This is a genomic window from Cellulosimicrobium cellulans, from assembly GCF_024124905.1.
Taxonomy (GTDB): Bacteria; Actinomycetota; Actinomycetes; order Actinomycetales; family Cellulomonadaceae; genus Cellulosimicrobium; species Cellulosimicrobium cellulans_G.
The window spans coordinates 423,351-446,858 of the sequence record NZ_JAMXST010000003.1; the positions used below are offsets into that span (position 1 = coordinate 423,351).

Here is a 23,508-nt window from a genome sequence, read left to right on the forward strand (position 1 = left end):
GTGCTCGACCAGGAACAGCTCCCGCCCGGCGCGCCCGCGGCCCCCGAGGCCGAGGGCGACGTCGCCCCCGCGGCCGGCCGCGCCGGGCGCGCGCGCCGCATGGACCGACCGACGGTGTTCGCCGCCGCGCTGCTCGTCGCCGTCGGCGGCCTCGTCTACGAGCTCATCCTCGGGACGGCGGCGTCGTACCTGTTCGGCGACTCCGTCGTCGCGTTCTCCGTCGCGACGGGACTCACGCTGTTCGGCATGGGCCTCGGCTCGCTCCTCGCGCCCCGGCTGCAGCGCGCCGCGGGCCTGAGCTTCGTCCGCAACGAGCTCGTGCTCTCGCTCCTCGGCGGCACGTCGGTGCTCGCGCTGTTCTGGGCGTACGCGTCGACCGAGCTCGCGTGGGTCGTGTTCGTGATCCTGTCGCTCGCGATCGGCACGGCGATCGGCGTCGAGATCCCGCTGCTCGTCGCGGTGCTCAAGGAGCGGGGGAGCGAGGGGTCCGTCTCGCTCCTGTCGAAGGTGCTCGCGCTCGACTACTTCGGGGCGCTCGCGGCGTCGCTGCTGTTCCCGTTCCTCCTGCTGCCGTACCTCGGGCTCGTCCGCACCGCGTTCGCCGTCGCCGTGCTCAACGTCGCGGTCGCGGCCTTCATGCTCGCGCGCATGGGCCACCCGCCGCGCTGGACCGTCCTCGCCGGCGTGACGCTCGCCGTCCTCCTCGCCGGGTTCGCCGCGTCCACGTGGCTCGAGACGCGCATCAGCGCGGGCATGTACCAGGACCCCGTCGTGGCGCAGGAGCGCAGCGCGTACCAGCAGGTCGTCGTCACCGAGTACCGCGGCGACACGCGCCTCTACCTGGACAACCAGCTCCAGTTCTCCTCCGTCGACGAGGCCCGGTACCACGAGACCCTCGCGCACGCGGCGATGACGTCCGTGGCCGCGCCCGCGTCCGTCGCGATCCTCGGCGGCGGCGACGGACTCCTCGCACGTGAGGTGCTGCGGTACGACTCGGTGCAGGAGGTCACCCTCGTCGACCTCGACCCCGCGGTCACCGACCTCGCGCGCGAGAACCGGCTCCTCACCGACCTCAACGAGCACGCGCTCGACGACCCGCGCGTGACGGTCGTCAACGCCGACGCCTTCCGCTGGGTCGAGGACACCCCGCAGGCGTTCGACGTCGTGCTCGTCGACCTCGTGGACCCGTCCACCGAGCGGGTCGCCAAGCTGTACTCGCAGGAGTTCTACGGCATGGTCGCCGCGCACCTGCGGCCGGGCGGCGCGTTCGCGACCCAGGCGACGTCGTCGTACTTCACGCCGGACGCGTTCTGGCAGGTCGTCTCGACCGTCCGCGCCGCGGCCCCCGACCGGGCCGTCGTGCCGCTCACGGTCAACGTGCCGTCGTTCGGCGAGTGGGGCTTCGCGCTGTCCCTTCCCGGGCCGGCGGCACCCGGGGCCGGGGGCCTCGGGGAGCCCGACGGCGTGCCCGGGCTCTTCGCGCGCACACCCCTCCCGGAGGGGCTGCGGTTCCACGACGCGGCGTCGCTCGCCGCGACCACGCGCCTGCCCGCCGACAACCCGCCGCGCGACCTGCCGTCGTCGACCCTGCTCTCCCCGACCGTGCAGCGCACGTACCAGGAGGACATGCGCGCCTGGCGCTACTGAGCCGCGTGCGCCACTGCCTCCAGCGCGTCGAGCGCCGCGAAGGGGTCGTCCGGGCGGGCCGGGTCCGGGCTCGTCGCGACGAGCACGACGCTCGACACCCCGCCCGCGCCGAGCTCGGCGAGCCGGGCGCGGAAGGCGTCCGGCGGACCGACGACGGCGAGCGCGTCGACCCACGCGTCCGGCATCGCGGCGGCGAAGGCCTCGGGGGTGTCGCTCGCGGCGCGCAGGGCGCGGAAGTCGTCGGCGAACGGCAGCGGGTCGATCTGCGCCGACCAGTCCGCCTCGCCCAGGACGGCGAGGCTCGGCCGGACGATCGCGCGGGCGGTCGCGACGTCGTCGTGCACCGCGCCGAGCGAGAACGCGACGACGCGGTGCTCGGGCGGGGCCGCGTCGCCCGCGCTCGCCCGCCCGGCGTCGATCGCGGCGCGCGCGACGGCCAGGTACTCGGGCGTCACGGGCATGTCGAGGATCGTCCCGTCGGCGACGCGGCCGGAGACCTCGAGGGAGCGCGGGCCGCGCACCCCGGCGAGCACGGGCGGCGGCGAGGCGGGCGGGGCGTGCAGCGCGACGTCGTCGACCGTCACGTACCGGCCCGAGACCGTGACGCGCTCGCCGTGCAGGAGCGCGCGCACGGCCGACGTCGTCTCCGCGAGCATCGCGAGCGGGCTCGCGGGCCAGACGCCGATCTGCCGCATCCACGCGGGCATGCCGTGCCCGATCCCCAGGTGCAGGCGGCCCGGGTGCAGGGCGGCGAGCGTCGCGGCCTCCATCGCGGCGGTCGACGGCGCGCGCGTCGCGGCGGGGAGGATCCCGATGCCCACGGTGAGGCGCTGCGTCGCCGCCAGGACGGTCGCGGCCTGCGCGATCCCGCCGTGGAACGTGAGGTCCTCGACGACCCACACCTCGTCGAGGCCCACCTCCTCGGCGCGGCGCGCGAACGGCACGATCTGGTCGGCGGGCAGCTCGCGCGGCAGGATCACGCCGAGCGCAGGAGTCGTCGTCGAGGTCGCCATGCCGCGACCGTACCCTGGCAGCGCTCCCAGGGGCCGCGCCCGCCACCGGCGACCGCAAAGACCTGGCCGCCCCGGGAGCAGCCCGCCTACCGTCGAGGCATGACCGCGCTCGACGACGACGCCCTGGCCGCCCTCGACACCCACCTGCGCGGGGCGGCCGACGCCGACGCGTTCTCCGGCGTGGTGCGGATCGAGCGCGACGGCGACGTGCTCTTCGAGCGCGCGTACGGCGTCGCCTCCCGGCGCTGGGGCGTCCCGGTCCGTACGAGCACGCGTTTCGACGTCGCGTCCGTGACCAAGCTGTTCACCGCCGTCGCGGTGCTCCAGCAGGTCGGGGAGGGGCGGCTCGGGCTCGACGACCGCATCCACGACCACGTCGACCTCGCCGGCACGACGATCCCGCGCGAGGTGACGCTCCGCCACCTGCTCACGCACACGTCGGGCATCGCGGACGACGCCGACGAGGAGGCGGGCGAGTCGTACGAGGCGCTGTGGGTCGACCGGCCGAGCTACTCGGTGACGCGCACGGCCGACTTCCTCCCCGGCTTCGTCCACAAGGAGCCGAACTTCCCGCCGGGGGAGGGGTGCCGGTACTGCAACGTCGGCTTCGTGCTCGCCGGGCTCGCGCTGGAGGCCGTCACCGGCAGCACGTACCGCGAGTACGTGCGCGAGCACGTGTTCGCCCGCGCCGGCATGGACGGCTCCGGCTTCTTCCGCATGGACGAGGCCGAGCCCGACGTCGCCGAGGGCTGGGAGCCGGTCCTCGACGGACCGCGCGGCGAGGGGCGGATCACCGGGTGGCGGCAGAACATCTACTCCTACCCGCCCGTCGGCTCGCCCGACGGCGGCGCGCACGTCACCGCGCGCGACCTCGCCCGGTTCTGGGCGGCGGTCCGCGGCGGCGAGCTCCTGCCCCCCGACCTCACGCGCGCGTTCCTCACGCCGCAGGTCAAGCACGACGACGGCGACACGGACGAGACGGACGACAAGGACGCCGAGGGCGGCGAGCGTGCGGCGAGCGTGCACTACGGGTTCGGGCTCGAGTTCGAGCTGCTCGCCGACGGGTCCGTGCGCTCCGCGTACAAGGAGGGGATCAACACCGGGTCGAGCGCGATGCTCCGTCACTACCCGGACGCGGGCGGATCCGTCCCGGACGGTCTCCCGCCGGCCGGGGCGCCGGGCGTGACGGTCGTCGTCGTCTCCAACGGCGAGGCGGGCGCCTGGGACCCGGTCCGGAGGATCGACGCGCTGGTGCGCGGCTGACGCGGGCCGGGCAGGGTCCGTCCGGGCGGCTTCGCACGAGACCTCCACACGGTCTCGCCCGCATCGGCCCAGCGGGGTCCCGACGCTCGCCTAGGCTCGGGGACCATGCCCTCCGGACTCTCGACCGCCCTCTCGGCCGCCCTGCCCGCCGCGTCGACGGCGGAGCCCGCGCTCGACGGCGTCGCCGGCTGGGCCGTGAACCTCATGGAGACGCTGGGGCCCGTCGGCGCGGCGATCGCGATCGCGCTCGAGAACCTGTTCCCGCCCCTGCCGAGCGAGATCATCCTGCCGCTCGCGGGCTTCACCGCGAGCCAGGGCAGCTTCGGGCTCGTGGAGGCGATCGTGTGGACGACGGCCGGGTCGGTCGTCGGGGCGCTGGCGCTGTACCTCGTCGGGGCGCTCGTCGGGCGCGAGCGCACGCGCTGGGTCGCGGAGCGCCTGCCGCTCGTCAAGGTCGCGGACGTCGACCGCACCGAGCAGTTCTTCCTCAAGCACGGCGGCGCGACCGTCTTCTTCGGTCGCTTCATCCCGATCTTCCGCAGCCTCATCTCGATCCCGGCCGGGGTCGAGCGCATGCCGCTGTGGAAGTTCCTCGGCCTGTCCGCGGCGGGCAGCCTCGTGTGGAACACGATCTTCGTCTACGCCGGGTACGCGCTCGGCGAGCAGTGGCACGTCGTGGAGGAGTACGCCGGCGTGCTCCAGAAGATCGTGATCGTGGTCGTCGCGGCCGCGGTCGTGTGGTTCGTCGTGACGCGCGTCTGGCGCTGGGTGAACGACGACGAGCGCCCCGCCCACGCGCGCGGCGCGCGGTCGTCGTCGCCCGCCCGGGACGAGGCCTGACCGCTCCCGACGCCTGACGGTCCGGACTCGGAGCGTTCCGACGCCGGGTGTCCCCGCGCTCGTATCGCGGCCGCGCCCCGTGGCCGCCCGCCCGCGCGGTCGGGACGGGCCTGGCGGATGATCGGAGCGTGCCCGACGAGACCCCCCGACCGAGCGCGTCGCCGAGCCCGTCAGCGAGCCCGTCACCGAGCGCGTCGTCCGGCGCGTCCCGGGCCGCGCCCGCCGCCGGGGCCGACGGGGCTCTCGTCGCGACGGGGCGGCACTCCCCGCTCGCGGCCCAGCGGCACCGGGTCCGCGTGCGCCGGGTCGCCGCGACCGTCGTCGTGGTGCTCGCGGTGCTCTCGCTCGCGGGCCTCGTCGCGCGGCGGCTCTGGGAACGGCTGACCGTCTTCCAGGACTTCCTGCCCGGCGTCGAGGCGAGCAGCCGCGCGTCGAGCATCCTGCTCGCCGCCGTCGTGCTGCTCCTCACGGCGCGAGGCCTGCGCAACGGCCACCGGCTCTCGTGGGTCGTCACGTGCGCGGTGCTGGGCCTGACGGCGGTCGCGCACCTGGTGCACCACCGGCACGCGCTGCCCGCGGTCGTCGTGCTGCTCGCCGTCGGGTGGCTGCTCACGCAGTGGCGCGCGTTCCCCGTCCTGCCCACGCGGCGCGCGGTGCGCCGGGCGGTGCTGCTCCTCGTCGCGATCGGCGTCGCGCTCGTCCTCGTCGTGGTCGCGGTCGCCGTGGTGCTCGCGGCGCGCGACGCGGGCGACGCCGAGCTCGAGAGCGCGGCCCGCGGGATCGCCGCCGTCGCGACGGTGCTGAACCTCGTGCTCGTGGTGCTCGTGCTCTGGTGGCTGCTCTCGCCGCGGTCGCCCAGGCCCGCGACGCTTGCGGAGCACCTCGCCGAGCGGGAGAAGGCGCGCGCCGTCGTGGCGGCGCACGGGGGCGGCACGCTCGACTACTTCGCCCTGCGCGACGACAAGGACTGGTTCTTCGTCGGCCACGGGGTCGTGGCCCACTCGGTGCGCAACGGCGTGTGCCTCGTCTCGCCCGACCCGGTCTGCCCGCCGGCCGAGCGCGAGCTCGTCTGGGCCGAGTTCCTCGACCACGTCGCGCGCAACGGCTGGAAGGTCGCGGTCGTCGCGGCGGGGGAGCCGTGGCTGCCCGTCTACGAGGCGTCGGGCCTGCTCCCGGCCTACCTCGGCGACGAGGCGACCGTCGACTGCCCGTCGTTCACGCTCGAGGGCAAGGCCCACAAGTCGCTGCGCCAGGCCGTGAACCGCGTCGCACGCGCCGGCTACACGACGACCTTCCACGACCCCACGACCCTCGACCCCGCGCTGCGCGACGAGATCGCCGCGATGAGCGACGAGTCGCGGCGCGGCGAGGACGAGCGGGGGTTCTCCATGACGCTCTCGCGCCTGTTCGACCCGCACGACACCGGGCTCATGCTCTCCGTCACCCGGTCCGCCGAGGGGCGCGTGGACGCGTTCTGCCAGTGGGTGCCCGCGAGCGACATCGACGGCTGGTCGCTCGACGTCATGCGGCGCCGCCTCGACGTCCCCGACCTGCCGAACGGCCTCGTCGACGCGACGATCGTCGCGACGATCGCGGAGCTCGTCGCGCGGGGCCAGCGCGGTCTGGGCCTCAACTTCGCCGTCCTGCGCGAGCTCATGGAGGGCGAGCGCGACTCGCGGCTCGACCAGCTCGTGCGGCCCGTCGTCAAGCGGTTCTCCGAGGGCACGCAGGTGGAGACGCTCGCGACGTTCAACGACAAGTTCGACCCCGGCTGGACGCGCCGCTACGTCGTCCTCGACTCGGCGGAGCAGGCCGCCGCGCAGGCGCTCGTCATGGCCGGCGCGGAGGGGGTCACGGAGATCCCCGTGATCGGCCGGTTCCTGCGCGGGGTGGGCACCGCGCCGACGGAGCCCGCTCCGGGCGTCGCGCCGTCCCGACCCGCCACCGCGGCCGGGGACGAGACCTCGTGATCCTGTCGCTCCTCGCCGCCGTCGCCGCGAGCGTCCTGTACGCGGTGAGCACCATCATGCAGGCGGTCGCGACGCGCCGGGCGCACGGCCTCGCGGTCGTGGCGCAGCCGCTCGTCATCGGCGGGCTCGTGGTCGACGGCGTCGCGTGGCTCCTCTCGCTCCTCGCCCTCGACCACCTGCCGCTGTTCGTCGTGCAGGCCGTCGTCGCGGCGTCGCTGGTCGTCGTCGTGCTGCTCGCGCGGCTCGTGCTCGGCGCGACGCTGCGCCGCACGGACCTCGTGGCGATGGGCGTCGTCGTGCTGGGCCTCGTCGTGCTCGCGCTCGCGGCGGGGGAGCAGCCCGCGACGCACCCGCCGGCGGGCTTCGTGACGTGGGTGAACGTCGCCGGGGCCGCCGTCGCGGTGGGCACGGCCGCCGCGTACCGGCGCGGGCACCCCGTGCTCCTCGCCGTGCTCGGCGGCCTCGGGTACTCGGTGGCGGCGGTGGCCGCGCGCGGGGCCCACGCGTCCGGCGACCTGCTCGACACGGTGTTCCAGCCGCTGGCGATCGCGATCGTCCTCGGCGGCGTCGCGGGCGCGCTCGCGTACCTGCGCGCGCTCGAGCGCGGCGCCGTCGGCACCGTCGCCGCGACGGTGTCCGTCCTCGAGGTGCTCGTGCCCGGGATCGTGGGGCTCGCGGTGCTGGGCGACGTCGTGCGGTCGGGCTGGGCCGTGCCCGCGGGGCTCGCGACGCTCGCCGCGGTGGGCGGCTGCGTCGTCCTCGCGACGAGCCCGGCGAACGCCGCCGCGGAGGAACCGGTCCCGACGCCCGCGGCCCCGGAAACACCCTAGGGTGGCCGGGTCGACCCGCCGAACCCGGGGTCGCTCCCCACGCGCACGGCTTCCTGAGGAGACGTCCCGGGTTCGGCACCGAGGGAGGAGAACGATGCGCACACCCCTGGACGTCCTCACGCTCGACGAGCTGCGCCGTCGGACGTCGGTGAAGTGGCGCGCGTTCGACCCCGACGTGCTGCCGCTGTTCGTCGCGGAGATGGACGTCGCGCCGTGCGAGGCCGTGGTCGACGCCGTCACCTCGGCCCTGCGCGCGGGCGACACCGGGTACGACGTCGGCACCGCCTACGGCGAGGCGTACGCGCGGTTCGCGGAGCGCCGGTGGGGCTGGTCGTTCGACGCGTCGACGTCGCGCACCCTGCCCGACGTGATGCTCGCGATCGTCGAGGTGCTGCGCGTGCTCACGGCACCGGGCGACGCGGTCGTCGTGAACCCGCCCGTCTATCCGCCGTTCTACGGGTTCACCGCGAACGAGGGGCGGCGGGTGGTCGACGCGCCGCTGGGCACCGACGGGCGGCTCGACCTCGGCGCGCTCGAGCGCGCGTTCGCCGACGCGACGGGCGTCGCCGCGAACGGGCGCGGCCCCGGGAGCGGGCGTCGCGCCGTCTGGCTCGTGTGCAACCCGCAGAATCCCACCGGGACGATCCACACCCCCGCGGAGCTGGAGGCGGGGCTCGCGCTCGCCGCCCGGTACGGGGTGCGCGTCGTCGCGGACGAGATCCACGCGCCGCTCACCCGCCCGGGCCTCGACGGCCGCACGGCGACGACCCACACCCCGCTCCTCGCCGTCCCGGGCTCCGAGCGGGCCGTCGCGATCGTCTCCGCGTCCAAGGCCTGGAACCTGCCGGGGATCAAGGCGGCGGCGGCCGTCGCCGGACCGGACGCCGCCGACGACCTGCGCCGGATCCCCGAGGAGGCGAGCCACGGCGTGCAGCACGTGTCGGTGCTCGCGCACGTGGCCGCGCTCGACCACGGGGAGGCGTGGCTCGACGCCGTGCTCGCGGGCGTCGAGCGCAACGCGTGGCTCCTCGCCGACCTGCTCGCGGAGCACCTGCCCGGGGTCCGGTATCGGCCGGGCGAGGCGACCTACCTCGCGTGGCTCGACTGTCGGGGGATCGACGGCGTCCCCTCCTCCGACGGCGCCCCGGCACCGGCGCGGGACCCGCGCGGCTGGTTCCTCGACCGGGCGCGCGTCGCGCTGGAGGACGGGCGCCGGTTCGGCCCCGGGGGCGAGGGCCACGTGCGCCTCAACCTCGCGACCGGCGTCGACGTGCTCACCGAGGCCGTGGAGCGCATGGGCGCCTCCCTCAGGCGATCCTGACCCCCGGCCGCCCCGGCCGCCCCGGCCGCCCCGGCGCCCCGGCGACCGACGACATCGCGGCGCGCGCACGGTCATCACCTCGGCCGACAGCCCGACCAGCACCCCGACCCCCGGAGGCACCATGCCGTTCGATCCCGTCCCCCTCGACCGCACGTTCACCGCGCCCGTCGGCGTCGACGTCAAGGGCGACACCTGGCCCTGCGTCGAGGTGCCGGAGGCGCGCGAGATCTTCGGGTCCCTGCGGTCGGTGCGGGTCGACGCGACCGTCGACGACGTCCCCCTGCGGAACGTCGGGCTGATGCCGACCGGCGCGGGCGGTCTGATGCTGTCGCTCAACGCGGCCGTGCGCAAGCGCCTCGGCAAGGACGTGGGCGACACCGTCACCGTGCGCCTCGAACGACGTCTGAGCTGAGGCCCGCCCGCGACCCGTCCCGCGCGACGACGCCCGTCGCGTCGGGCGGGATGGGCAGCGCTCCCCATCGCGGCGGACGTGCGCGCCGCGTAGCGTCGGCGTGCGACCGTCGAGACGAGGCTGTCGACACGTGCGCGTGAGGGGACACGCGCAGGTGCGGGGAGGAGACGGCATGAGCGGCTTGTGGGGCGCCGACGTCCGGGCGCTGCGCGCGCTCGCGTCGACCCTGCGCGGGGGTGCGGACGCGCTGCGCGCCCACCGGGCGCAGGTGACGTCCGTCGTCGACGCCGCGACCCGCTGGGAGGGCCCCGACGCCGCGGAGTTCCGCGGCGACTGGGCCGCGAGCCTCGGACCCTCGCTCGCCGCCGCCGCGACCCTCCTCGACACCGCGGCCGACCAGCTCGCCGCCGACGCCGACCAGCAGGAGTCCGCGAGCAGCGACGGCGGCGGCACCCTGGGCGGCCCCGGCGGCGGCCCCACGTCGGGACCCGGCGGCCCCCGGCAGAGCGTCCCCACGCCCACCCCCGCCGAGTACGCCGCGATGGACGCGAGCGAGCGCGCGGACTGGCTCGCGAACGCGACCGACGCCCAGGTCGCCGCGCTCTACGCGCAGCTCGTGCGGCTCGGCGTCGACCCGGACTCGCCCGGCTTCTCGGACCTCGTCGTCGCGCACTGGACGCGCGTCGCCGCGGCCGAGGCGGGCTTCGACTTCGCCGACTGGGACCCGTCGGCCGGGGCGTCCGCGAACCGCGAGATCATCGAGGGCGTCTACACGTACTACGGCGAGCTCTACCTCGACCAGCCGTGGATGCAGTGGGCCGGCATGGCGGCGATGATCGGGCCGTCGTTCGCCGCCGGGTTCTTCGACCTCGACATGATGCGGCAGCTCGCGCAGGACGTCGCGACCGGTGCGCGGGCCCTCCCGCCCGGCGTGGACCGCGCGGCCCTCGAGGCGATCGCGACCATGACCGACGCCGAGCTCGGGTTCTACGAGAACCAGTTCCTGTCGATGCAACGCGAGATCTTCGTCGACCAGGCCGTCATGCACGAGGCGTACATCAGCGGCGGCATGGAGGAGATGGAGCGGCTGCTCGAGGCCGGCGTCATCGACGACGCCGCGTACCAGGCGTGGGCGGACATCGAGGCCGGACGGGCGGGTGACGCGCAGGCGCTCGCGGACGGCAACACCGCGCTGCTGTGGCGCGAGCAGAACCAGATCATCGCCGACGACTGGCAGACCATGCGCGGCCACCCCGTCACGGGCGAGGCGTTCACGTACCTCATGACGCTCGTCGGCGAGCCGTCGATCCCGGGCGCGGGCACGTACGCGCAGTACGACCCCTTCACGGTGAGCGTCGAGACGCCCGGCCCGGAGAACCTCGGCATCCCGTTCACGGGCATCTCCTTCGACAACCCCGTGCAGGGGACCGTGACGGTCGAGACCCCGCTCCCGGGCGGCAACATCGCCGACCAGGCGACGCGCTGGGAGTACATCGCGAACGACACGCTGCCCGCCTACCAGCAGCTCGTCACCCAGCACCCGGACCAGGCGGCGCAGATCATCGGCACCGACGTCTCCGACCGGATCGACGACTACCGGCTCACGAACCCCGCACGCATCGGCCGCATCCTTGACAGACTGACCGAGTGGGACGTGGACGTGGACCAGTGAGCCGGCTCGGCCTGGCCGGGCGGCGGCGGACGGCGACTCGGGCCGCGGTCGTCGTGCTCGCCGGCTCGCTCGTCCTGACGGCGTGCACCGTGACGTTCGGCGGTCCGGACGACGCGACCACGAGCCCGGGCGGGACGAGCGCGGCGACCGGAGGGACGGCGTCGGGCGACGAGGCCGGGACGACGACGATCGAGGACATCGAGAGGGGCGAGCCCATGCGCTGGGACGTGAGCAGGCCGATCACCGCGGAGTCCGTGGGGCTGGGCGAGTCGCAGGCCGTCGTGCGGGTGCCCGACGGCGCGGCGCAGGTCGAGCTGACCCTCCCGGACGGGACGTGGTCCACGACGGCCGAGGAGCTGACGATCCAGCCCCGACGGGGGTACGTGAGCACGATCAACGTGTTCCGCACGCTGTCCGGCGGCCAGGCGGTCCACGACCAGCTCGTCGCCGACGCCGAGGTCCTCGGCTTCCCCCGGTCGCAGGTGGACCGCTGGCTCGACGAGCTCCCGGCGTCGCTCGACGCGTCGCGCACGGGCGGGACGCGCGAGCGCACGGGCATCAACGGCTCGAACGGCGACGTCGTCACGTCCGTGCAGATCAGCCACGAGCCCGGGCCGGGCGGCGACGAGAGCATCCGGCTCTGGTACGCGATCAGCCCGGTCACCCCGGACTGACGGCTCGGCCGGCCTCCTCCGCGTGCCCGGCGTGAAGAACCGGGGGACGAACCGGGCCGGTTCGTCCCGAGCGCCCGGGACGTCCGGGGCGTGAGGTAGCGTCCCTCCCGTCCTGAACGGCACGGAGCAGGGGAGCAGCGAGTGAGCAGCGTCGCGCACGACCACGGCCGGACGACCACGCAGGGCCGGCCGCGCGTCCGGCACCGGGCCGTGCGCTGGGCGAGCGCCGCGGTGCTCGCGCCCGTCCTGGCCCTCCCGCTCGCCGCGTGCACGCCCGACCGGCCGGAGGCGCAGGACGCGGCGGACGCGCTCGCGCAGGCGATCCAGGCGGGCGACGTGAGCGGTCTGGAGTTCCGCAACGGCGCCGCGAAGGACGTCCAGGCCCACCTCGAGGCGGTGCTCGAGCCGCTCGCGCCGTACGAGCGCACGGTCGAGGTCTCGACGGTGGACGTCGTGGAGGAGGGCGACGACGCGGGCGACCGTGCGACGGCGACGCTCGCCTACCGCTGGGAGGTCGCCGGGGAGCAGGCTTGGGAGTACACGACGACGGCGGAGCTGACGTTCGCGGAGGCGGCCGACGGCGAGGACGGACCCGGGGCGTGGGACGTCGTGTGGGAGCCGGACGTGCTCGTCCCCGAGCTCGGCCAGGGCGACCGGCTCGCGGTGAAGCGCGTGCCCGCCGTGCGTGCGGGCATCCTCGGCGCGGACGACGTCCCGATCGTCCAGGACCGGCCGGTCTACCGGATCGGCGTCGACAAGACCCTCGTCGCCTCGGGAGCGTGGGACCGCGCCGCGCGCGAGCTCGCCGCGATCGTCGGGCTCGACCCCGAGGAGTACGCGCAGCGCGTCGCCGGGGCGGGGGAGAAGGCGTTCGTCGAGGCGATCACGGTCCGTACCGAGGACACGGCGGGGGTCGACGTCGACGCGGCGCGCGGGGTCGACGGCGTCCGCGTGCTCGACGACGAGCTCCCGCTCGCGCCGACGCGCGAGTTCGCGCGCCCCATCCTCGGGCGCGTGGGGGACGCGACGGCGGAGATCGTCGAGGAGTCCGAGGGGGCGATCGCCGCCGGCGACCAGGTCGGTCTCTCCGGCCTCCAGCGCCAGTACGACGAGCAGCTCCGGGGCGTCCAGGGCCTGTCGATCGAGGTCGTGCCGGGCGAGGGCGACGCCGACGGCGAGGTGACCGAGGTCTTCTCGGTGGACCCGGTGGACGGCGTCCCCCTCAGCACGACCCTCCGGCCGGACATGCAGGTCGCCGCCGAGGCGGTGCTGGCGGGGCAAGGGCCGAGCGCGATCGTCGCGATCCAGCCCTCCACCGGAGCCGTGCTGGCCGCGGCGAGCTCGACGGCGGGCGAGGGCCTCTCGACCGCGACGACCGGCCAGTACGCGCCCGGCTCGACCTTCAAGGTCGCGACGACGCTCGCGATGCTGCGCGCGGGGCTCACGCCCGACACGACCGTCGCGTGCCCGCCCACGATCTCCGTGGACGGCCGCGAGTTCCAGAACGTCCCGGGCTACCCGACGGCGGCGCTCGGCGACGTGCCGCTGCGCACCGCCTTCGCCAACTCGTGCAACACCGCGATGATCGGGCAGCGGGACACGGTGACGCAGCAGGCGCTGCACGACGCCGCCGCGTCGCTCGGGCTGGGCGTCGAGTCCGACCTGGGCGCGCCCGCGTTCTTCGGCGACGTCCCGACCGACTCGCAGGGCACCGAGCACGCCGCGTCGATGATCGGGCAGGGCAAGGTCCAGGCCTCCCCGCTGGCGATGGCGACCGTCGCGGCGAGCGTCGCCGCCGGGCACACGGTGGCGCCCGTCCTGGTCCACCCGGACGTGCAGACCGTCGCCGACGAGCAGCCCGCGAGCACCCTCACCGAGGAGGAGGCGGCGACGCTGCGGGACCTCATGCGCGCGGTCGTCACCGAGGGGTCGGCGTCGATCCTCCAGGACCTGCCGGGGGAGCCCGGCGCCAAGACCGGCACCGCGCAGTACGGCGACGGCAGCCAGTCCCACGCCTGGATGATCGCGACCCAGGGGGACCTCGCGGTCGCCGTGTTCGTCGAGACGGGCGACGGCGGCGCCGTCACCGCGGGCCCGCTGATGCACGCGTTCCTCGACGCGCCCAACGCCTGACCTCGCGAGTAGCGACGCCCGGCCCGGAACGGTGCCGGGCGTCGCTCTCTCGGCGGGGGGGATCGCTATCTCGCGGAGGTGGGGAATAGGGTCCCCGGTCGGGTCGTTGTGCACCAGCGGGTATGATCGGTTGCCGCGGGCGTCCGTCTGCCCGCTTTCCAGCGAGAACCCACCGTTCCGGGAGAACCTTCGTGTTCGTCAGCGTGCCTGCCTGGCAGCTCACCCAGCGCCGCGACGTCGACCTCCGTCGAGTCGCCAGCGCGCTGTGTCGCTGACCCCCCGTCGCCGCTGACGCCTCTCCGCCTCCGCACACCCGTCAGGACCCCGGGTCGCCTCGCGACCCGAGCCGCTGACGTGCGTGGCGCGCCCCGCACCGTCAGGACCTCACGCCCTCCGGCCTGATGCCCTGCCCGGGCCGCGCTGCTGCCGGCGCCCCGCGACGACGTCCCGAGCCCCTCTCCCGAGAGCGGGCGCTCGTGCGCCCGCGACACCCGAAAGGTCCCCTGTGTCCTCGACCCCCTCACCGGCCTCCTGGAAGGCCGGCTCGCAGCAGGTGAGCCAGGCCCCGGCCGCCGCACCCGCGACGAAGAAGCGCCGGTTCCCCTCGTTCAGCGTCCAGATCCTGCTGGGCCTCGCGGTCGGCGTCGGCCTCGGTGCCCTCGCCCTCGCCATGGGCCCGCAGGACGCGGCCGGCGAGGTTCCCAACGGCCTGACCACGACGCTCGACACCGTCGGCTCCTCGTTCGTCACGCTGCTCAAGGCCGTCGTCCCGCCGCTCATCTTCACCGCGATCGTCGCGTCGATCGCGAACCTGCGCACCGTCACCAACGCGGCGCGCCTCGCCGGCCAGACGCTCCTGTGGTTCGCCATCACCGCGGCGATCTCCGTGGCCGTCGGCATCGGCCTGGGCCTGCTGTTCAACCCGGGCCAGAACGCCTCGGTGTCCGTCGACGACGCCTACGAGGCGGGGCGCACCGGCACGTGGCTCGACTTCCTCACCGGCCTCATCCCGGGCAACGTCCTGGGCATCGGGGCGTCGACCCGCCTGACGACGGGGGACGACGGCGCGCTCACGGGTGCCGCTGAGACCTCGGTGAACTTCAACGTCCTGCAGATCCTCGTCGTCGCGCTGGTGATCGGCATCGCCGCGCTCAAGTCGGGCAAGAAGGCGGACCCGTTCCTCGCGTTCAACCGCTCCGCGCTCGCGATCGTGCAGAAGGTGCTGTGGTGGATCATCCGCCTTGCGCCGATCGGCACCGCCGGCCTCATCGGCTACGCCATCGCGGCCTACGGCTGGACGTCGCTCGCATCGCTCGCGTGGTTCGCCGTCGCGATCTACGTCGGCCTCGCGGTCGTGCTGTTCGTCGTCTACCCGATCCTGCTGCGCACCAACGGCCTGAAGATCTCGAGCTACTTCCGGGGCGCATGGCCCGCGATCCAGCTCGCGTTCGTCTCGCGCTCCTCGATCGGCACGCTGCCCGTGACGCAGCGCGTCACCGAGCGCAACCTCGGCGTGCCGAGCGAGTACGCGTCGTTCGCGGTGCCGCTGGCCGCGACCACCAAGATGGACGGTTGCGCCTCGATCTACCCGGCCATCTCGGCGATCTTCGTCGCGCAGATCTTCGGCATCGACCTGTCGATCACCGACTACCTGCTCATCGCGTTCGTCTCCGTCGTCGGCTCCGCCGCGACCGCGGGCCTCACCGGCGCGATCGTCATGCTGACCCTCACGCTCTCGACCGTCGGCCTGCCGCTCGCGGGCGTCGGCCTGCTGCTGGCGATCGACCCGATCCTCGACATGGGCCGCACCGCGGTCAACGTCGCGGGCCAGGCGCTCGTCCCGACGATCGTCGCCAAGCGCGAGGGCATCCTCGACCTCGAGAAGTACGAGTCCGCCAGCGCGGAGGACCTCTTCGTGGACGAGGACGACGCGTCCGAGACGACCGCCACCGAGACGACCGCCACCGAGACCTCGGCGACGACCGAGACCGAGGAGGCCACGCCGTCGGCCACCAAGGAGCCGGCAGGCGCCTCCGCCTGACGCGCCCACGCGCCGTCGAACACGACATGGGTGCCGTTATCCACGGGATAACGGCACCCATGTCGTTCTCGGCGTCAGGGCTGGGGGCGACCCTCGCGCAGGACCGCGAGGCGCGAGCGGTACTCCTGCTCGTCGATCTCGCCGCGCGCGTAGCGCTCGCCGAGGATCGCGACGGGGTCCGGGCCGGTGGCGCGCCAGCCGTTCGGGCCGCCCGGGCCCCAGCCGCGGCGTGCGCGGCGGGCGACCAGGAAGATCACGGACGCGAACAGCAGGAACCACAGCAGCGGGAAGACGAACCACCACGGTCCGGGTCCCCAGCCGGCGTGCGCCACGGACGCGACGGCCTCCGTGGGGACCACGGCCCCGGTGAGTGCGGTGAGCATGACGACCTCCGGTGTCGGTGCGCCCCGCCGGGCGGCGGGGGCGGCCGTGATCCGGCCGCACCTCCAGGCTTCCCGGTGCCCGACGCCGCGTCGTCCCCCGTGCGTGCCGACCTCGCTCGTCCCGCGGTGCCGGTCCGGGCGGCCCCTCGCGCCCGGCGGTCAGCCCACCCAGCCGGGCCGGACGAGCCCGGACTCGTAGGCCGCGACGACGAGCTGCGCGCGGTCGCGCGCACCCACCTTGGCCATGACGCGCGACACGTGCGTCTTCACGGTCGACTCCGACAGGTAGAGCGTGCCCGCGATCTCGTCGTTCGAGAGCCCGCCCGCGACCTCGACGAGCACCTCGCGCTCGCGCGGCGTGAGCTCCTCGACACCGGGGACCGGCCCGACGGTCCGCGTCGCGTCCGCGACGCGGGAGAGCAGGCGTCGGGTCACCGTGGGCGAGAGCAGGGCGTCGCCCCGCGCCGCGACCCGCACCGCGCGGACGAGGTCGACGGGCTCGGTGTCCTTGACGAGGAACCCGCTCGCGCCGCCGCGGATCGCGTCCGTCACGTACTCGTCGAGCTCGAACGTGGTGACCACCACGACGTGCACGTGCGACGCCGCACGGTCGGCGACGATCCGCCGGGTCGCCTCGAGCCCGTCGAGTCCGGGCATCCGGATGTCCATGAGCACGACGTCGGGCAGGTGCTCCAGCGCGAGCCGGACGGCGTCGTCCCCGGTCGCGGCCTCGGCGACGACGCGCATGTCGTCCTCGGAGTCGATGAGCGCACGGAAGCCACCGCGCACGAGCGCCTGGTCGTCGGCCAGCACGACGTCGATCATGGTGCCTCCTCGTGCCGCGGGGGTCCCTCGTCGGACCGCCCGGTGCTGCCCGACCGGGGCGTGGTGCCCGGCCAGGGAAAGACTGCCCGCACCCGGAAGCCGCGTCCAGCGGTACCTTCCTCCCGCTCCGACCCCAGCCCCGGTGTCGGACCGGGCACCGACCCCGCCGCGAGCGACCCGCCGACGCTCTCCACGCGCTCGCGCATGCCCCGCAGGCCGTAGCCCGGCTCGGCGTCGGAGGGTGCGCCCGCGCCGTCGTCGGTGACGGTCACCGTCACGCGGCGCGAGGTGCTGTCCCCGTCCGCCCGGGTGCCGCTCCGGTCGGACGCGGACCCGTCGCTCGCATCGACGACGACGCGGACGTCGACGTGCGTCGCGCCGTGCGCGTGCCGCCGCACGTTGGTCAGGGCCTCCTGCACCACGCGGTAGACGACCCCGGCGAGCCGGTCGGGCAGCCCGGCGGTAGCGGGATCCACGGCGAGGGCGACCGCGATCCCGCCTCCCTCCGCCCGCTGCACGAGCCGGGGGAGCGCGGCGAGGTCCCACGTCGGGGCGAGCGGGGCGTCGGCTGCGGCCAGGTCGTGCGCCGCGGCCGCCTCCGCGAGCGGCTCCCCCCGGACGACGCCGAGCACCGCACGGACCTCGTCGAGGGCCTCCGTGCTGGTGGTGCGGATCGCCGTCAGCGCGCTGCGGGCCTGGTCGGGGTCGCGGTCCAGCAGGTGCAGCCCGACGCCCGCCTGCACGGTGATCGCGGAGAGCGAGTGCGCGAGCACGTCGTGGACCTCGCGCGCGATGCGCAGCCGCTCGTCCGCGACGGCCGTGCGCTCCCGCTCGACCCGCGCGACCTGCTCGGCCTGCCGTGCGGCGGCGATCCGGGCCGACCGGTCGCGGATCGCGCCCGCGACGAGCAGCACGACGACGGTCCACGCCGCCCCGCCGAGGAGCGTCGCCCGCGGCGGGGCGTCGGGGCGGAGGGCCGCCGCCGCGACGACGGCCCCTGCGAGCAGCACGGCCCCGCCCCACGCCACGCGCCGCGCGCGCTCCGCGGGGCCGCTGAGGAGCACCCCGACCAGCACGCCGACGGGCCCCGCGAGGACCGGACCCCACGCGTACCCGGCGACGAGGAAGACCCCGGCGGCCGCGACCGACACCGCGACCGCGGCGACCGGACGCGGCACGAGGAGCACGAGTGCGAGCGGGGAGACGAGGAGGAGGGCGACGGCGGCGAGGTCGAGCGGGCGCGCGCCCGGCTGCCCGTGCGTCGCACCCACCGACCCGGCGACCGAGAGCACCGCGAGCACCACGGCGAGGAACGCCCGGGGGCGGCGACGGTCGAGCGGGCCCATGCGTCGCACGCTACGCCGCGCTCGGCCGGACCGCGTCCGACCGGGGTGCCGGGCGCCGTCGTCCCGGGGTGCCGTGCGGGCGAACCTGCACCCCCGGCGATCCTGTCCGAGGTGTCACACCCGAAGCCCCGCCGGTGAGGGCGATCCTGCTTCGCGCTCTGAGCGCCGGTAGCCTGCGACCCATGGCAGCGCACGATCCGCACGCGGACCCCGGGCTCGTCGAGGACGAGGACCGCGCGGCCGACGGCGGCGGGCCAGCACCGGCTCGCCCGGCCCGGACCGCGGAGCGCGTCGTCCTCGGGCTCTACGTCCTGGTGCTCGTGTGGGTCGTGCTGCTCAAGATCCACACCGGCGACCTCGGCGACCTCGGCGACCTCGTCGGCCGCCGGTCGGTCAACCTGGTCCCGATGGGCGGCACGGCCACCGGCGGCCTCGGCTCCCGAGAGCTGGCCGTCAACGTCCTCGTGTTCGTCCCGCTCGGCGTGCTCGTCCTCCTGGCGGCCCGGCAGCGGCGCTTCGCCAGGATGCTCCTCCTCGTCGTCGGGGTGTCCGTCGTCTTCGAGGTCGTCCAGTACGTCGCCGGCATCGGGGCCAGCGACGTCACCGACGTCCTCACCAACACGGCCGGCGGGCTCGTGGGCATGGGCCTCGCCTGGCTCGGCCTGCGCGTGTTCGGCGACCACGCCCGGCGCCGCGTCCTCGTCGCCCTCGTCGTCGTGCTGGTCGCGCTGGCGGCGGGGTTCTTCACCTGGCTCGGGGTGACGGGCGTCCGGTTCCGGCTGTAGCGCCGCCGTCCGTCTAGCCGGTCGGCTCGCGCACCGCGGCGAGCACGACGGGGTCGGCGCAGCCGCGCGCGAACCCGGCGATGCGCCGGTCGATGTCGCGCCCGAGCACCCACGAGCCGACGCGTTCGGCGAGCGGGGCGAGCCAGCGGGGGCGGCACCGGAAGGAGTAGCGCCAGGTGGCGCGCGTGCCGCCGGACGGGTCGGGCGCGAACCGCCACCCGCCCGCGAGGTTCTCGAAGAACCAGGACCCGCGGACCATGCGCATCCCGACGTTCGTCGGCGGGTTGTAGGAGACGTACTCGCTCACCATGGACAGTCCGCTGCGGTGCCGGGTGAAGGTGCGCACGCCCTTCGCGGGCGCCGTGGCGCCGTCGAGGAAGTGCTGTCGCCGGACGAACGGGTCCCAGCGGAGGCGGACGTCACCGGTCGTCTGGGAGACGGCGAACGCCGTCGCGGGGTCGACGGGGACCACGAGGGAGGACTCGACCACGGGCATGGTCGGATGCTCCCACGGGCGCCGCCGTCACGCCCCGCGCTCGGAGGTCGCGCCGCGTCCGGGTCCGGACGCGCGGACGGCCCGCCCCGGCGAGGGACGGGCCGCCCGGACCGCGGCGCGGGGGTGTGCGAGGGTCAGGACGCGAACGCGTACCCGGCCTCCGTGCACTGCGCGCGGAAGGCGTCGAGAGACTCCTGGAGCGACGACGTGTCGATCGTGGCCTCCTGCACGGCGGCCTCGAACGGGGCCTTGATCCCGTTGAGGTTCTCCTGGAGGTCGGGGTCTGCGAAGTTCTGGACCGCGATGAGGCGCTCGCGCGTGGTGTAGATCGCGGCGGCGGCGGCCTCGTCCTCGGGCGTCTCGAGCAGCGGCGTCGTCTCGGTGACGAGGCGCTCGGCGGAGTACTCGCCGCCGTAGAACATGTTGCACGTCGTGGTCACGGACACGACGGCCGGCGTGACCTCGGAGGCCGCCTCGGTCGTGGTCGTGGTCTCGGGGGTCGCGGTGTCGTCGCTCGCCGGGTCGGTCGGCGAGGCGCAGGACGCCAGCAGGAGGGCACAGGAGAGCGCCGCGGTAGCGGCAAGAAACTTACGCATGCTAACGATTTCACACTCTCGCGCACGCGGGGCGCAAGAAGATTCGCGGGCCGCACGCTCAGGAACGGCGGAATCCTGCGGTTCCCGGGGCAACCTTGTGCCCAGCGTCACAACCGTCCGGGACCGAGGTCCCGGTCACGGGACGTCGAGGACGACCTTGCCGCGGACGTGCCCGTCGGCGACGAGCCGCAGCGCCTCCGCCGCGTCCGTGAGCGGGAATCGTGCCGAGACCTCCGCCCGGAGCCGCCCGTCCTCCGCGAGCGCGAGTACCTCGTCGAGCGCGCCCTTCGCGTCGACCTTGTCCACGACGCCCGCGGCGCGCGACGCGTCGGACCCGACGATCGTCACCGCGCTCGGCGGGTCGTCCGGGGTGGCGGGCGCCAGGTCCTCGCCCAGCAGCGCGACGGTCGCGGCGAGCGCGTCCGCGGTGCCGACGAGGTCGACGACGACGCTCACCGCGTCCAAGCCGTCCGGCAGCGCCCGCACCGCGTCGACGAGACCGGGCCCGTACGCGACCGGGGCCGCGCCGAGACCGCGCAGGTAGTCGTGGTTCGCGGGCGACGCCGTCCCGACGACGCGCGCGCCGAGCGCGGTCGCGATCTGCACCGCCGCCGATCCGACGCCCCCGCTCGCGCCGTGCACCAGGACCACGTCGCCCTCGCCGACGTCGGCCTGGACGAGCGCGGAGAATGCGGTCGCGGCCGCGACGGGCAGCACGGCCGCCTGCTCGACGGGGACGGACGCGGGCGTGCGGCGCACGTGGTCGGCGCGGACGAGCGAGAGCTCGCGCTGCGCGCCGGTCCCGTGCCAGACGACCTCGTCGCCGGGAGCGAGGTCGGGCACGTCGGGCCCCACGGCGTCGACCACGCCGGCGGCCTCGAACCCGAGCACGCCGGGCACGCGGCCCCCGAACGCGCCGGCGAGCCGCTTGAGGTCCGCGGGGTTGACCCCGACGACGCGGTTCGCGACGCGTACCTGGCCGGGCCCGGGCTCGCCGACGTGCTCGTCGTCGACCCGCAACGTCTCCGGCCCGCCGAAGGACTCGAAGACGACGACCGTGCTCATGCAGACCCCCTGTGGTCTCGCCGTCGGACGTCGGTCGCGCGCCGCGGGGGCGAGACCGCGCGGCGGGCCCGGGGGGAGCCGGGCGGTTCCACTCTTCCACCCGTCGACCGCCGCTGTCATGCGCCCACCACGGGCAGGACTCCCCGTCCGGGACGGTTTCACCCCCTCCGCGACGTTGAGGGGACGAGATGACGACACCACGAGACCGCCGAGCGCCCGCCCGGGGCGACGCCGCGCGCGTGCGCCTGCTCGCCGTGCGGGCCGACGCCGCGGCACGGCTCCGCGCGCTGCGCGCCGAGGTCGCAGGGATCGTCGAGGCGTCGCGCGACTCGAACGCGGACGACGAGCACGACCCGGACGGCGCGACCATCGCGTTCGAGCGCGCCCAGGTGGACGCGCTCGCGCGCGACGCGGCGGCGCGGGTGGAGGAGGCCGACGCCGCCCTGGCCCGGCTCGACGCGGGCTCCTACGGCGTGTGCGAGGCCTGCGGGCAGCAGATCGCCGCCGGGCGACTGGAGGCGCGCCCGACGGCGAGGACCTGCGTCGCGTGCGCGGTCCGCTGAACCCTGACCGCCTGAACCGGCCCGCGTGACCGGTCAGAGCTGGCCGTGGCCCTTCTTCGAGGGCACGCCCGCGATGAGGCCGCCGTCCACGACGAACTCCGACCCCGTGGAGTAGGACGACTCGTCGCTCGCGAGGAAGAGGATCAGCCGGGAGACCTCCTCGGGCGCGGCCGGCCTGCCGAGGGGGATGAGCAGGTCGTCGGGGTTGAGCGAGGCCGTCATGGGCGTCGAGATGAACCCGGGGTGCACCGAGTTGACGCGGACGCCGTACGGGCCGAGGTCGAGCGCGACCGACTTGGTGAGCCCGCGGACGCCGAACTTCGACGCGACGTAGCCGTGCAGCCCGGCGCTGCCGCGCATGCCCTCGACGGACGAGACGTTGATGATCGACCCCGCGCCGGCCTTCGCCATGACGGGCGAGACCGCACGGATCCCGAGGAACGTGCCCGTGAGGTTGACGTCGATGATCGTGCGCCACGCCGCGGTGTCGAACTCGGTGATCGGGCCGCCGTTCGCGATGCCCGCGTTGTTGACGAGCACGTCCACGCGAGCGAACGCCGAGATCGTCGCGGCGACGGCCGCGGCCCAGTCGTCCTCGCTCGTGACGTCGAGGTGGACGTAGCGCGCGTCCGGGCCGAGCTCGGCGGCGAGCGCCTCGCCCTTCTCGTCGTCGAGGTCGGCGATCACGACCTTCGCGCCCTCGGCGACGAGGGCGCGGGCGTGCGTGACGCCCATGCCGCCGGTGCCGCCGGTGATGATCGCGACCTTGTCCTGGACCCTTCCGGGAGTGCTGCCCATGGTGGGGCTCCTTTCTGAGGGCGCGACGGCGTCGGCCCGCCTCGTGAGCGGGTCCGGCGTCGTCGCGCGGTGTGGTGTGCACCTGCCCGCCGGCGGCACGGTCGACCGGCGGAGGGGACGGCTCGTCAGGTCGACGGCGTGGTCCACCAGGCGGGCAGGGCGTCTCGGGCGACCCGGGGGAAGAACCCCGGGTCGCGGGGTGGAGGAGTGGCGAGCCAGACCTCGAGGGCGCCGACCGTGCCGAAGCCGACGTACGTGGCGAAGGCACGAGCCGTAGTCGCGACCTCCGCGTCGGTGCCGGCGCCCGTGGGCAGGAGCCCGGGGTGGGCGCCGAGGTGCTCCACGAGCGTCTCGGTGACGTGGCCCGCGAGCAGCCGGAACAGCGGGGCGCTGAGCCCGCCCTCGAGCGCCCGCTCGTAGACGGGCAGGTGCGCCTCGACGTGCTCGACGAGCGCGTGGCTCCAGTGGTCGACGACGTCGCGCGACCGGGCGGGGACGTCGTCCGCCGTCTCGGCCACCCGGACGTCCTCGAAGAACCGGTCGCGGATCGTGTCGAGCTCGGCGGCCAGCGCGCGGACGAGGAGGTCCGCGGGGCTCGGGGCGTGGTCGTAGAACGTCACGCGGTTGATGCCCGCGCGGGCGGCGACGGCCGAGACGGTGAGGTCGGCGACGTCCCGCTCCGCGGCGAGCTCGAGGATCGCGTCCCGCAGGAGGGCGGCGGTCCGCGCGCTGCGCTTGTCCACGGTCCACCACCTCCGATCGCGTCGTCCGTCGTCATCGACGATACGCCGAGGCAACGACTTAGGCAACAGGTGTCGCTTAGGCCCGTCCGGTC

The 23,508-nt window shown here is 75.2% G+C and carries 23 protein-coding genes; 14 read left to right on the forward strand and 9 right to left on the reverse strand.

The genetic code is table 11. The features are described 5' to 3' along the window. Positions 1-1,647: a polyamine aminopropyltransferase gene (locus NHH00_RS10620; RefSeq protein ID WP_253051888.1), complete on the forward strand. Its 1,647-nt coding sequence runs from the start codon at positions 1-3 to the stop codon at positions 1,645-1,647. Here NHH00_RS10620 and NHH00_RS10625 read toward each other — a convergent pair. Then, positions 1,641-2,660 (reverse strand): LLM class flavin-dependent oxidoreductase, encoded by a 1,020-nt coding sequence (locus tag NHH00_RS10625; RefSeq protein WP_253051890.1) that lies wholly within the window; start codon positions 2,658-2,660, stop codon positions 1,641-1,643. The genes NHH00_RS10620 and NHH00_RS10625 overlap by 7 nt on opposite strands. A gap of 99 nt (positions 2,661-2,759) precedes the next feature. Between NHH00_RS10625 and NHH00_RS10630 the strand changes: the two genes are divergently transcribed. The 11 genes from NHH00_RS10630 to NHH00_RS10675 all read left to right on the forward strand — a co-directional run bounded on the left by NHH00_RS10630 (position 2,760) and on the right by NHH00_RS10675 (position 15,816). Beyond that, positions 2,760-3,923 carry a serine hydrolase domain-containing protein gene (locus NHH00_RS10630; protein WP_253051892.1) on the forward strand — a complete coding sequence of 388 codons (1,164 nt, stop codon included), beginning with the start codon at positions 2,760-2,762 and terminating at the stop codon, positions 3,921-3,923. 105 nt (positions 3,924-4,028) lie between these two features. After that, positions 4,029-4,763: a DedA family protein gene (locus tag NHH00_RS10635; RefSeq protein WP_253051894.1), complete on the forward strand. Its 735-nt coding sequence runs from the start codon at positions 4,029-4,031 to the stop codon at positions 4,761-4,763. A 128-nt stretch (positions 4,764-4,891) separates the two neighbouring features. After that, positions 4,892-6,733, forward strand: coding sequence for a bifunctional lysylphosphatidylglycerol flippase/synthetase MprF (locus NHH00_RS21045; protein ID WP_253051896.1), 1,842 nt, complete (start codon positions 4,892-4,894; stop codon positions 6,731-6,733). After that, positions 6,730-7,563, forward strand: a complete 834-nt coding sequence (locus NHH00_RS10645) for a hypothetical protein (protein ID WP_253051898.1) — start codon at positions 6,730-6,732, stop codon at positions 7,561-7,563. Before NHH00_RS21045 ends, NHH00_RS10645 begins: the two co-directional genes overlap by 4 nt. A 94-nt stretch (positions 7,564-7,657) precedes the next feature. Beyond that, on the forward strand, positions 7,658-8,884 hold the full coding sequence (locus NHH00_RS10650) for a MalY/PatB family protein (RefSeq protein ID WP_253051900.1): 1,227 nt from the start codon (positions 7,658-7,660) through the stop codon (positions 8,882-8,884). Positions 8,885-9,005: 121 nt separating this feature from the next. After that, entirely contained in the window at positions 9,006-9,296 is a 291-nt protein-coding gene (locus NHH00_RS10655) for a DUF1905 domain-containing protein (RefSeq protein WP_253051902.1), read from the forward strand. A 172-nt stretch (positions 9,297-9,468) separates the two neighbouring features. Further along, positions 9,469-10,968, forward strand: coding sequence for a WXG100 family type VII secretion target (locus tag NHH00_RS10660; RefSeq protein WP_253051904.1), 1,500 nt, complete (start codon positions 9,469-9,471; stop codon positions 10,966-10,968). Beyond that, positions 10,965-11,642 (forward strand): hypothetical protein, encoded by a 678-nt coding sequence (locus NHH00_RS10665; protein WP_253051906.1) that lies wholly within the window; start codon positions 10,965-10,967, stop codon positions 11,640-11,642. The genes NHH00_RS10660 and NHH00_RS10665 overlap by 4 nt, the downstream gene beginning before the upstream one ends. Positions 11,643-11,783: 141 nt before the next feature. Then, positions 11,784-13,775 carry a penicillin-binding transpeptidase domain-containing protein gene (locus tag NHH00_RS10670; RefSeq protein WP_253051908.1) on the forward strand — a complete coding sequence of 664 codons (1,992 nt, stop codon included), beginning with the start codon at positions 11,784-11,786 and terminating at the stop codon, positions 13,773-13,775. Positions 13,776-13,897: 122 nt separating this feature from the next. After that, a complete protein-coding gene (locus NHH00_RS21225) occupies positions 13,898-14,050 on the forward strand; it encodes a putative leader peptide (RefSeq protein WP_353707135.1) in 153 nt (50 codons plus the stop codon). A gap of 278 nt (positions 14,051-14,328) precedes the next feature. Beyond that, complete coding sequence (locus tag NHH00_RS10675) at positions 14,329-15,816, forward strand: dicarboxylate/amino acid:cation symporter (protein ID WP_253052490.1); 1,488 nt, start codon at positions 14,329-14,331, stop codon at positions 15,814-15,816. A 74-nt stretch (positions 15,817-15,890) separates the two neighbouring features. Here NHH00_RS10675 and NHH00_RS10680 read toward each other — a convergent pair whose 3' ends face one another. From NHH00_RS10680 to NHH00_RS10690, 3 genes are all read right to left on the reverse strand, one after another. Then, positions 15,891-16,199 (reverse strand): SHOCT domain-containing protein, encoded by a 309-nt coding sequence (locus NHH00_RS10680; RefSeq protein ID WP_253051910.1) that lies wholly within the window; start codon positions 16,197-16,199, stop codon positions 15,891-15,893. Positions 16,200-16,358: 159 nt separating this feature from the next. Then, entirely contained in the window at positions 16,359-17,024 is a 666-nt protein-coding gene (locus NHH00_RS10685; RefSeq protein WP_253051912.1) for a response regulator, read from the reverse strand. Continuing rightward, entirely contained in the window at positions 17,021-18,370 is a 1,350-nt protein-coding gene (locus tag NHH00_RS10690) for a sensor histidine kinase (RefSeq protein ID WP_253051914.1), read from the reverse strand. Before NHH00_RS10690 ends, NHH00_RS10685 begins: the two co-directional genes overlap by 4 nt. Positions 18,371-18,552: 182 nt before the next feature. On the opposite strand from NHH00_RS10690, the gene NHH00_RS10695 reads away from it, so the two are divergent. After that, positions 18,553-19,155 (forward strand): VanZ family protein, encoded by a 603-nt coding sequence (locus tag NHH00_RS10695; RefSeq protein WP_253051916.1) that lies wholly within the window; start codon positions 18,553-18,555, stop codon positions 19,153-19,155. Between the two features lie 13 nt (positions 19,156-19,168). Here the strand turns inward: NHH00_RS10695 and NHH00_RS10700 are convergent, their stop codons facing one another. The 3 genes from NHH00_RS10700 to NHH00_RS10710 form a co-directional block, all read right to left on the reverse strand. Further along, positions 19,169-19,651: an SRPBCC family protein gene (locus NHH00_RS10700; protein ID WP_253051918.1), complete on the reverse strand. Its 483-nt coding sequence runs from the start codon at positions 19,649-19,651 to the stop codon at positions 19,169-19,171. 134 nt (positions 19,652-19,785) lie between these two features. Next, on the reverse strand, positions 19,786-20,247 hold the full coding sequence (locus NHH00_RS10705; RefSeq protein ID WP_253051920.1) for a hypothetical protein: 462 nt from the start codon (positions 20,245-20,247) through the stop codon (positions 19,786-19,788). Positions 20,248-20,382: 135 nt separating this feature from the next. Continuing rightward, entirely contained in the window at positions 20,383-21,312 is a 930-nt protein-coding gene (locus NHH00_RS10710; protein ID WP_253051922.1) for a quinone oxidoreductase family protein, read from the reverse strand. 188 nt (positions 21,313-21,500) lie between these two features. Here NHH00_RS10710 and NHH00_RS10715 point away from each other — a divergent pair, with 188 nt between their 5' ends. Continuing rightward, positions 21,501-21,875: a TraR/DksA family transcriptional regulator gene (locus tag NHH00_RS10715; protein ID WP_253051924.1), complete on the forward strand. Its 375-nt coding sequence runs from the start codon at positions 21,501-21,503 to the stop codon at positions 21,873-21,875. Between the two features lie 33 nt (positions 21,876-21,908). Here the strand turns inward: NHH00_RS10715 and NHH00_RS10720 are convergent, their stop codons facing one another. Continuing rightward, positions 21,909-22,673 (reverse strand): glucose 1-dehydrogenase, encoded by a 765-nt coding sequence (locus NHH00_RS10720; RefSeq protein WP_253051926.1) that lies wholly within the window; start codon positions 22,671-22,673, stop codon positions 21,909-21,911. Positions 22,674-22,798: 125 nt separating this feature from the next. Beyond that, the gene (locus NHH00_RS10725) at positions 22,799-23,416 is read right to left on the reverse strand and encodes a TetR/AcrR family transcriptional regulator (protein WP_253051928.1); all 618 of its coding nucleotides are present in this window, start codon (positions 23,414-23,416) and stop codon (positions 22,799-22,801) included. Between the last annotated feature and the right edge of the window lie 92 nt (positions 23,417-23,508).

What these genes read in the sequence shown, in the direction of transcription:
- NHH00_RS10660 (WP_253051904.1), top strand. Translation starts at nt 9,469, where the DNA reads ATGAGCGGCTTGTGGGGCGCCGACGTCCGGGCGCTGCGCGCGCTCGCG.
- NHH00_RS10655 (WP_253051902.1), top strand. Translation starts at nt 9,006, where the DNA reads ATGCCGTTCGATCCCGTCCCCCTCGACCGCACGTTCACCGCGCCCGTC.
- NHH00_RS10710 (WP_253051922.1), bottom strand. Translation starts at nt 21,312, where the DNA reads ATGAGCACGGTCGTCGTCTTCGAGTCCTTCGGCGGGCCGGAGACGTTG.
- NHH00_RS10630 (WP_253051892.1), top strand. Translation starts at nt 2,760, where the DNA reads ATGACCGCGCTCGACGACGACGCCCTGGCCGCCCTCGACACCCACCTG.
- NHH00_RS21225 (WP_353707135.1), top strand. Translation starts at nt 13,898, where the DNA reads ATGATCGGTTGCCGCGGGCGTCCGTCTGCCCGCTTTCCAGCGAGAACC.
- NHH00_RS10715 (WP_253051924.1), top strand. Translation starts at nt 21,501, where the DNA reads ATGACGACACCACGAGACCGCCGAGCGCCCGCCCGGGGCGACGCCGCG.
- NHH00_RS10680 (WP_253051910.1), bottom strand. Translation starts at nt 16,199, where the DNA reads ATGCTCACCGCACTCACCGGGGCCGTGGTCCCCACGGAGGCCGTCGCG.
- NHH00_RS10635 (WP_253051894.1), top strand. Translation starts at nt 4,029, where the DNA reads ATGCCCTCCGGACTCTCGACCGCCCTCTCGGCCGCCCTGCCCGCCGCG.
- NHH00_RS10650 (WP_253051900.1), top strand. Translation starts at nt 7,658, where the DNA reads ATGCGCACACCCCTGGACGTCCTCACGCTCGACGAGCTGCGCCGTCGG.
- NHH00_RS10685 (WP_253051912.1), bottom strand. Translation starts at nt 17,024, where the DNA reads ATGATCGACGTCGTGCTGGCCGACGACCAGGCGCTCGTGCGCGGTGGC.
- NHH00_RS10700 (WP_253051918.1), bottom strand. Translation starts at nt 19,651, where the DNA reads ATGCCCGTGGTCGAGTCCTCCCTCGTGGTCCCCGTCGACCCCGCGACG.
- NHH00_RS10720 (WP_253051926.1), bottom strand. Translation starts at nt 22,673, where the DNA reads ATGGGCAGCACTCCCGGAAGGGTCCAGGACAAGGTCGCGATCATCACC.
- NHH00_RS10695 (WP_253051916.1), top strand. Translation starts at nt 18,553, where the DNA reads ATGGCAGCGCACGATCCGCACGCGGACCCCGGGCTCGTCGAGGACGAG.
- NHH00_RS10705 (WP_253051920.1), bottom strand. Translation starts at nt 20,247, where the DNA reads ATGCGTAAGTTTCTTGCCGCTACCGCGGCGCTCTCCTGTGCCCTCCTG.
- NHH00_RS10625 (WP_253051890.1), bottom strand. Translation starts at nt 2,660, where the DNA reads ATGGCGACCTCGACGACGACTCCTGCGCTCGGCGTGATCCTGCCGCGC.
- NHH00_RS10690 (WP_253051914.1), bottom strand. Translation starts at nt 18,370, where the DNA reads ATGGGCCCGCTCGACCGTCGCCGCCCCCGGGCGTTCCTCGCCGTGGTG.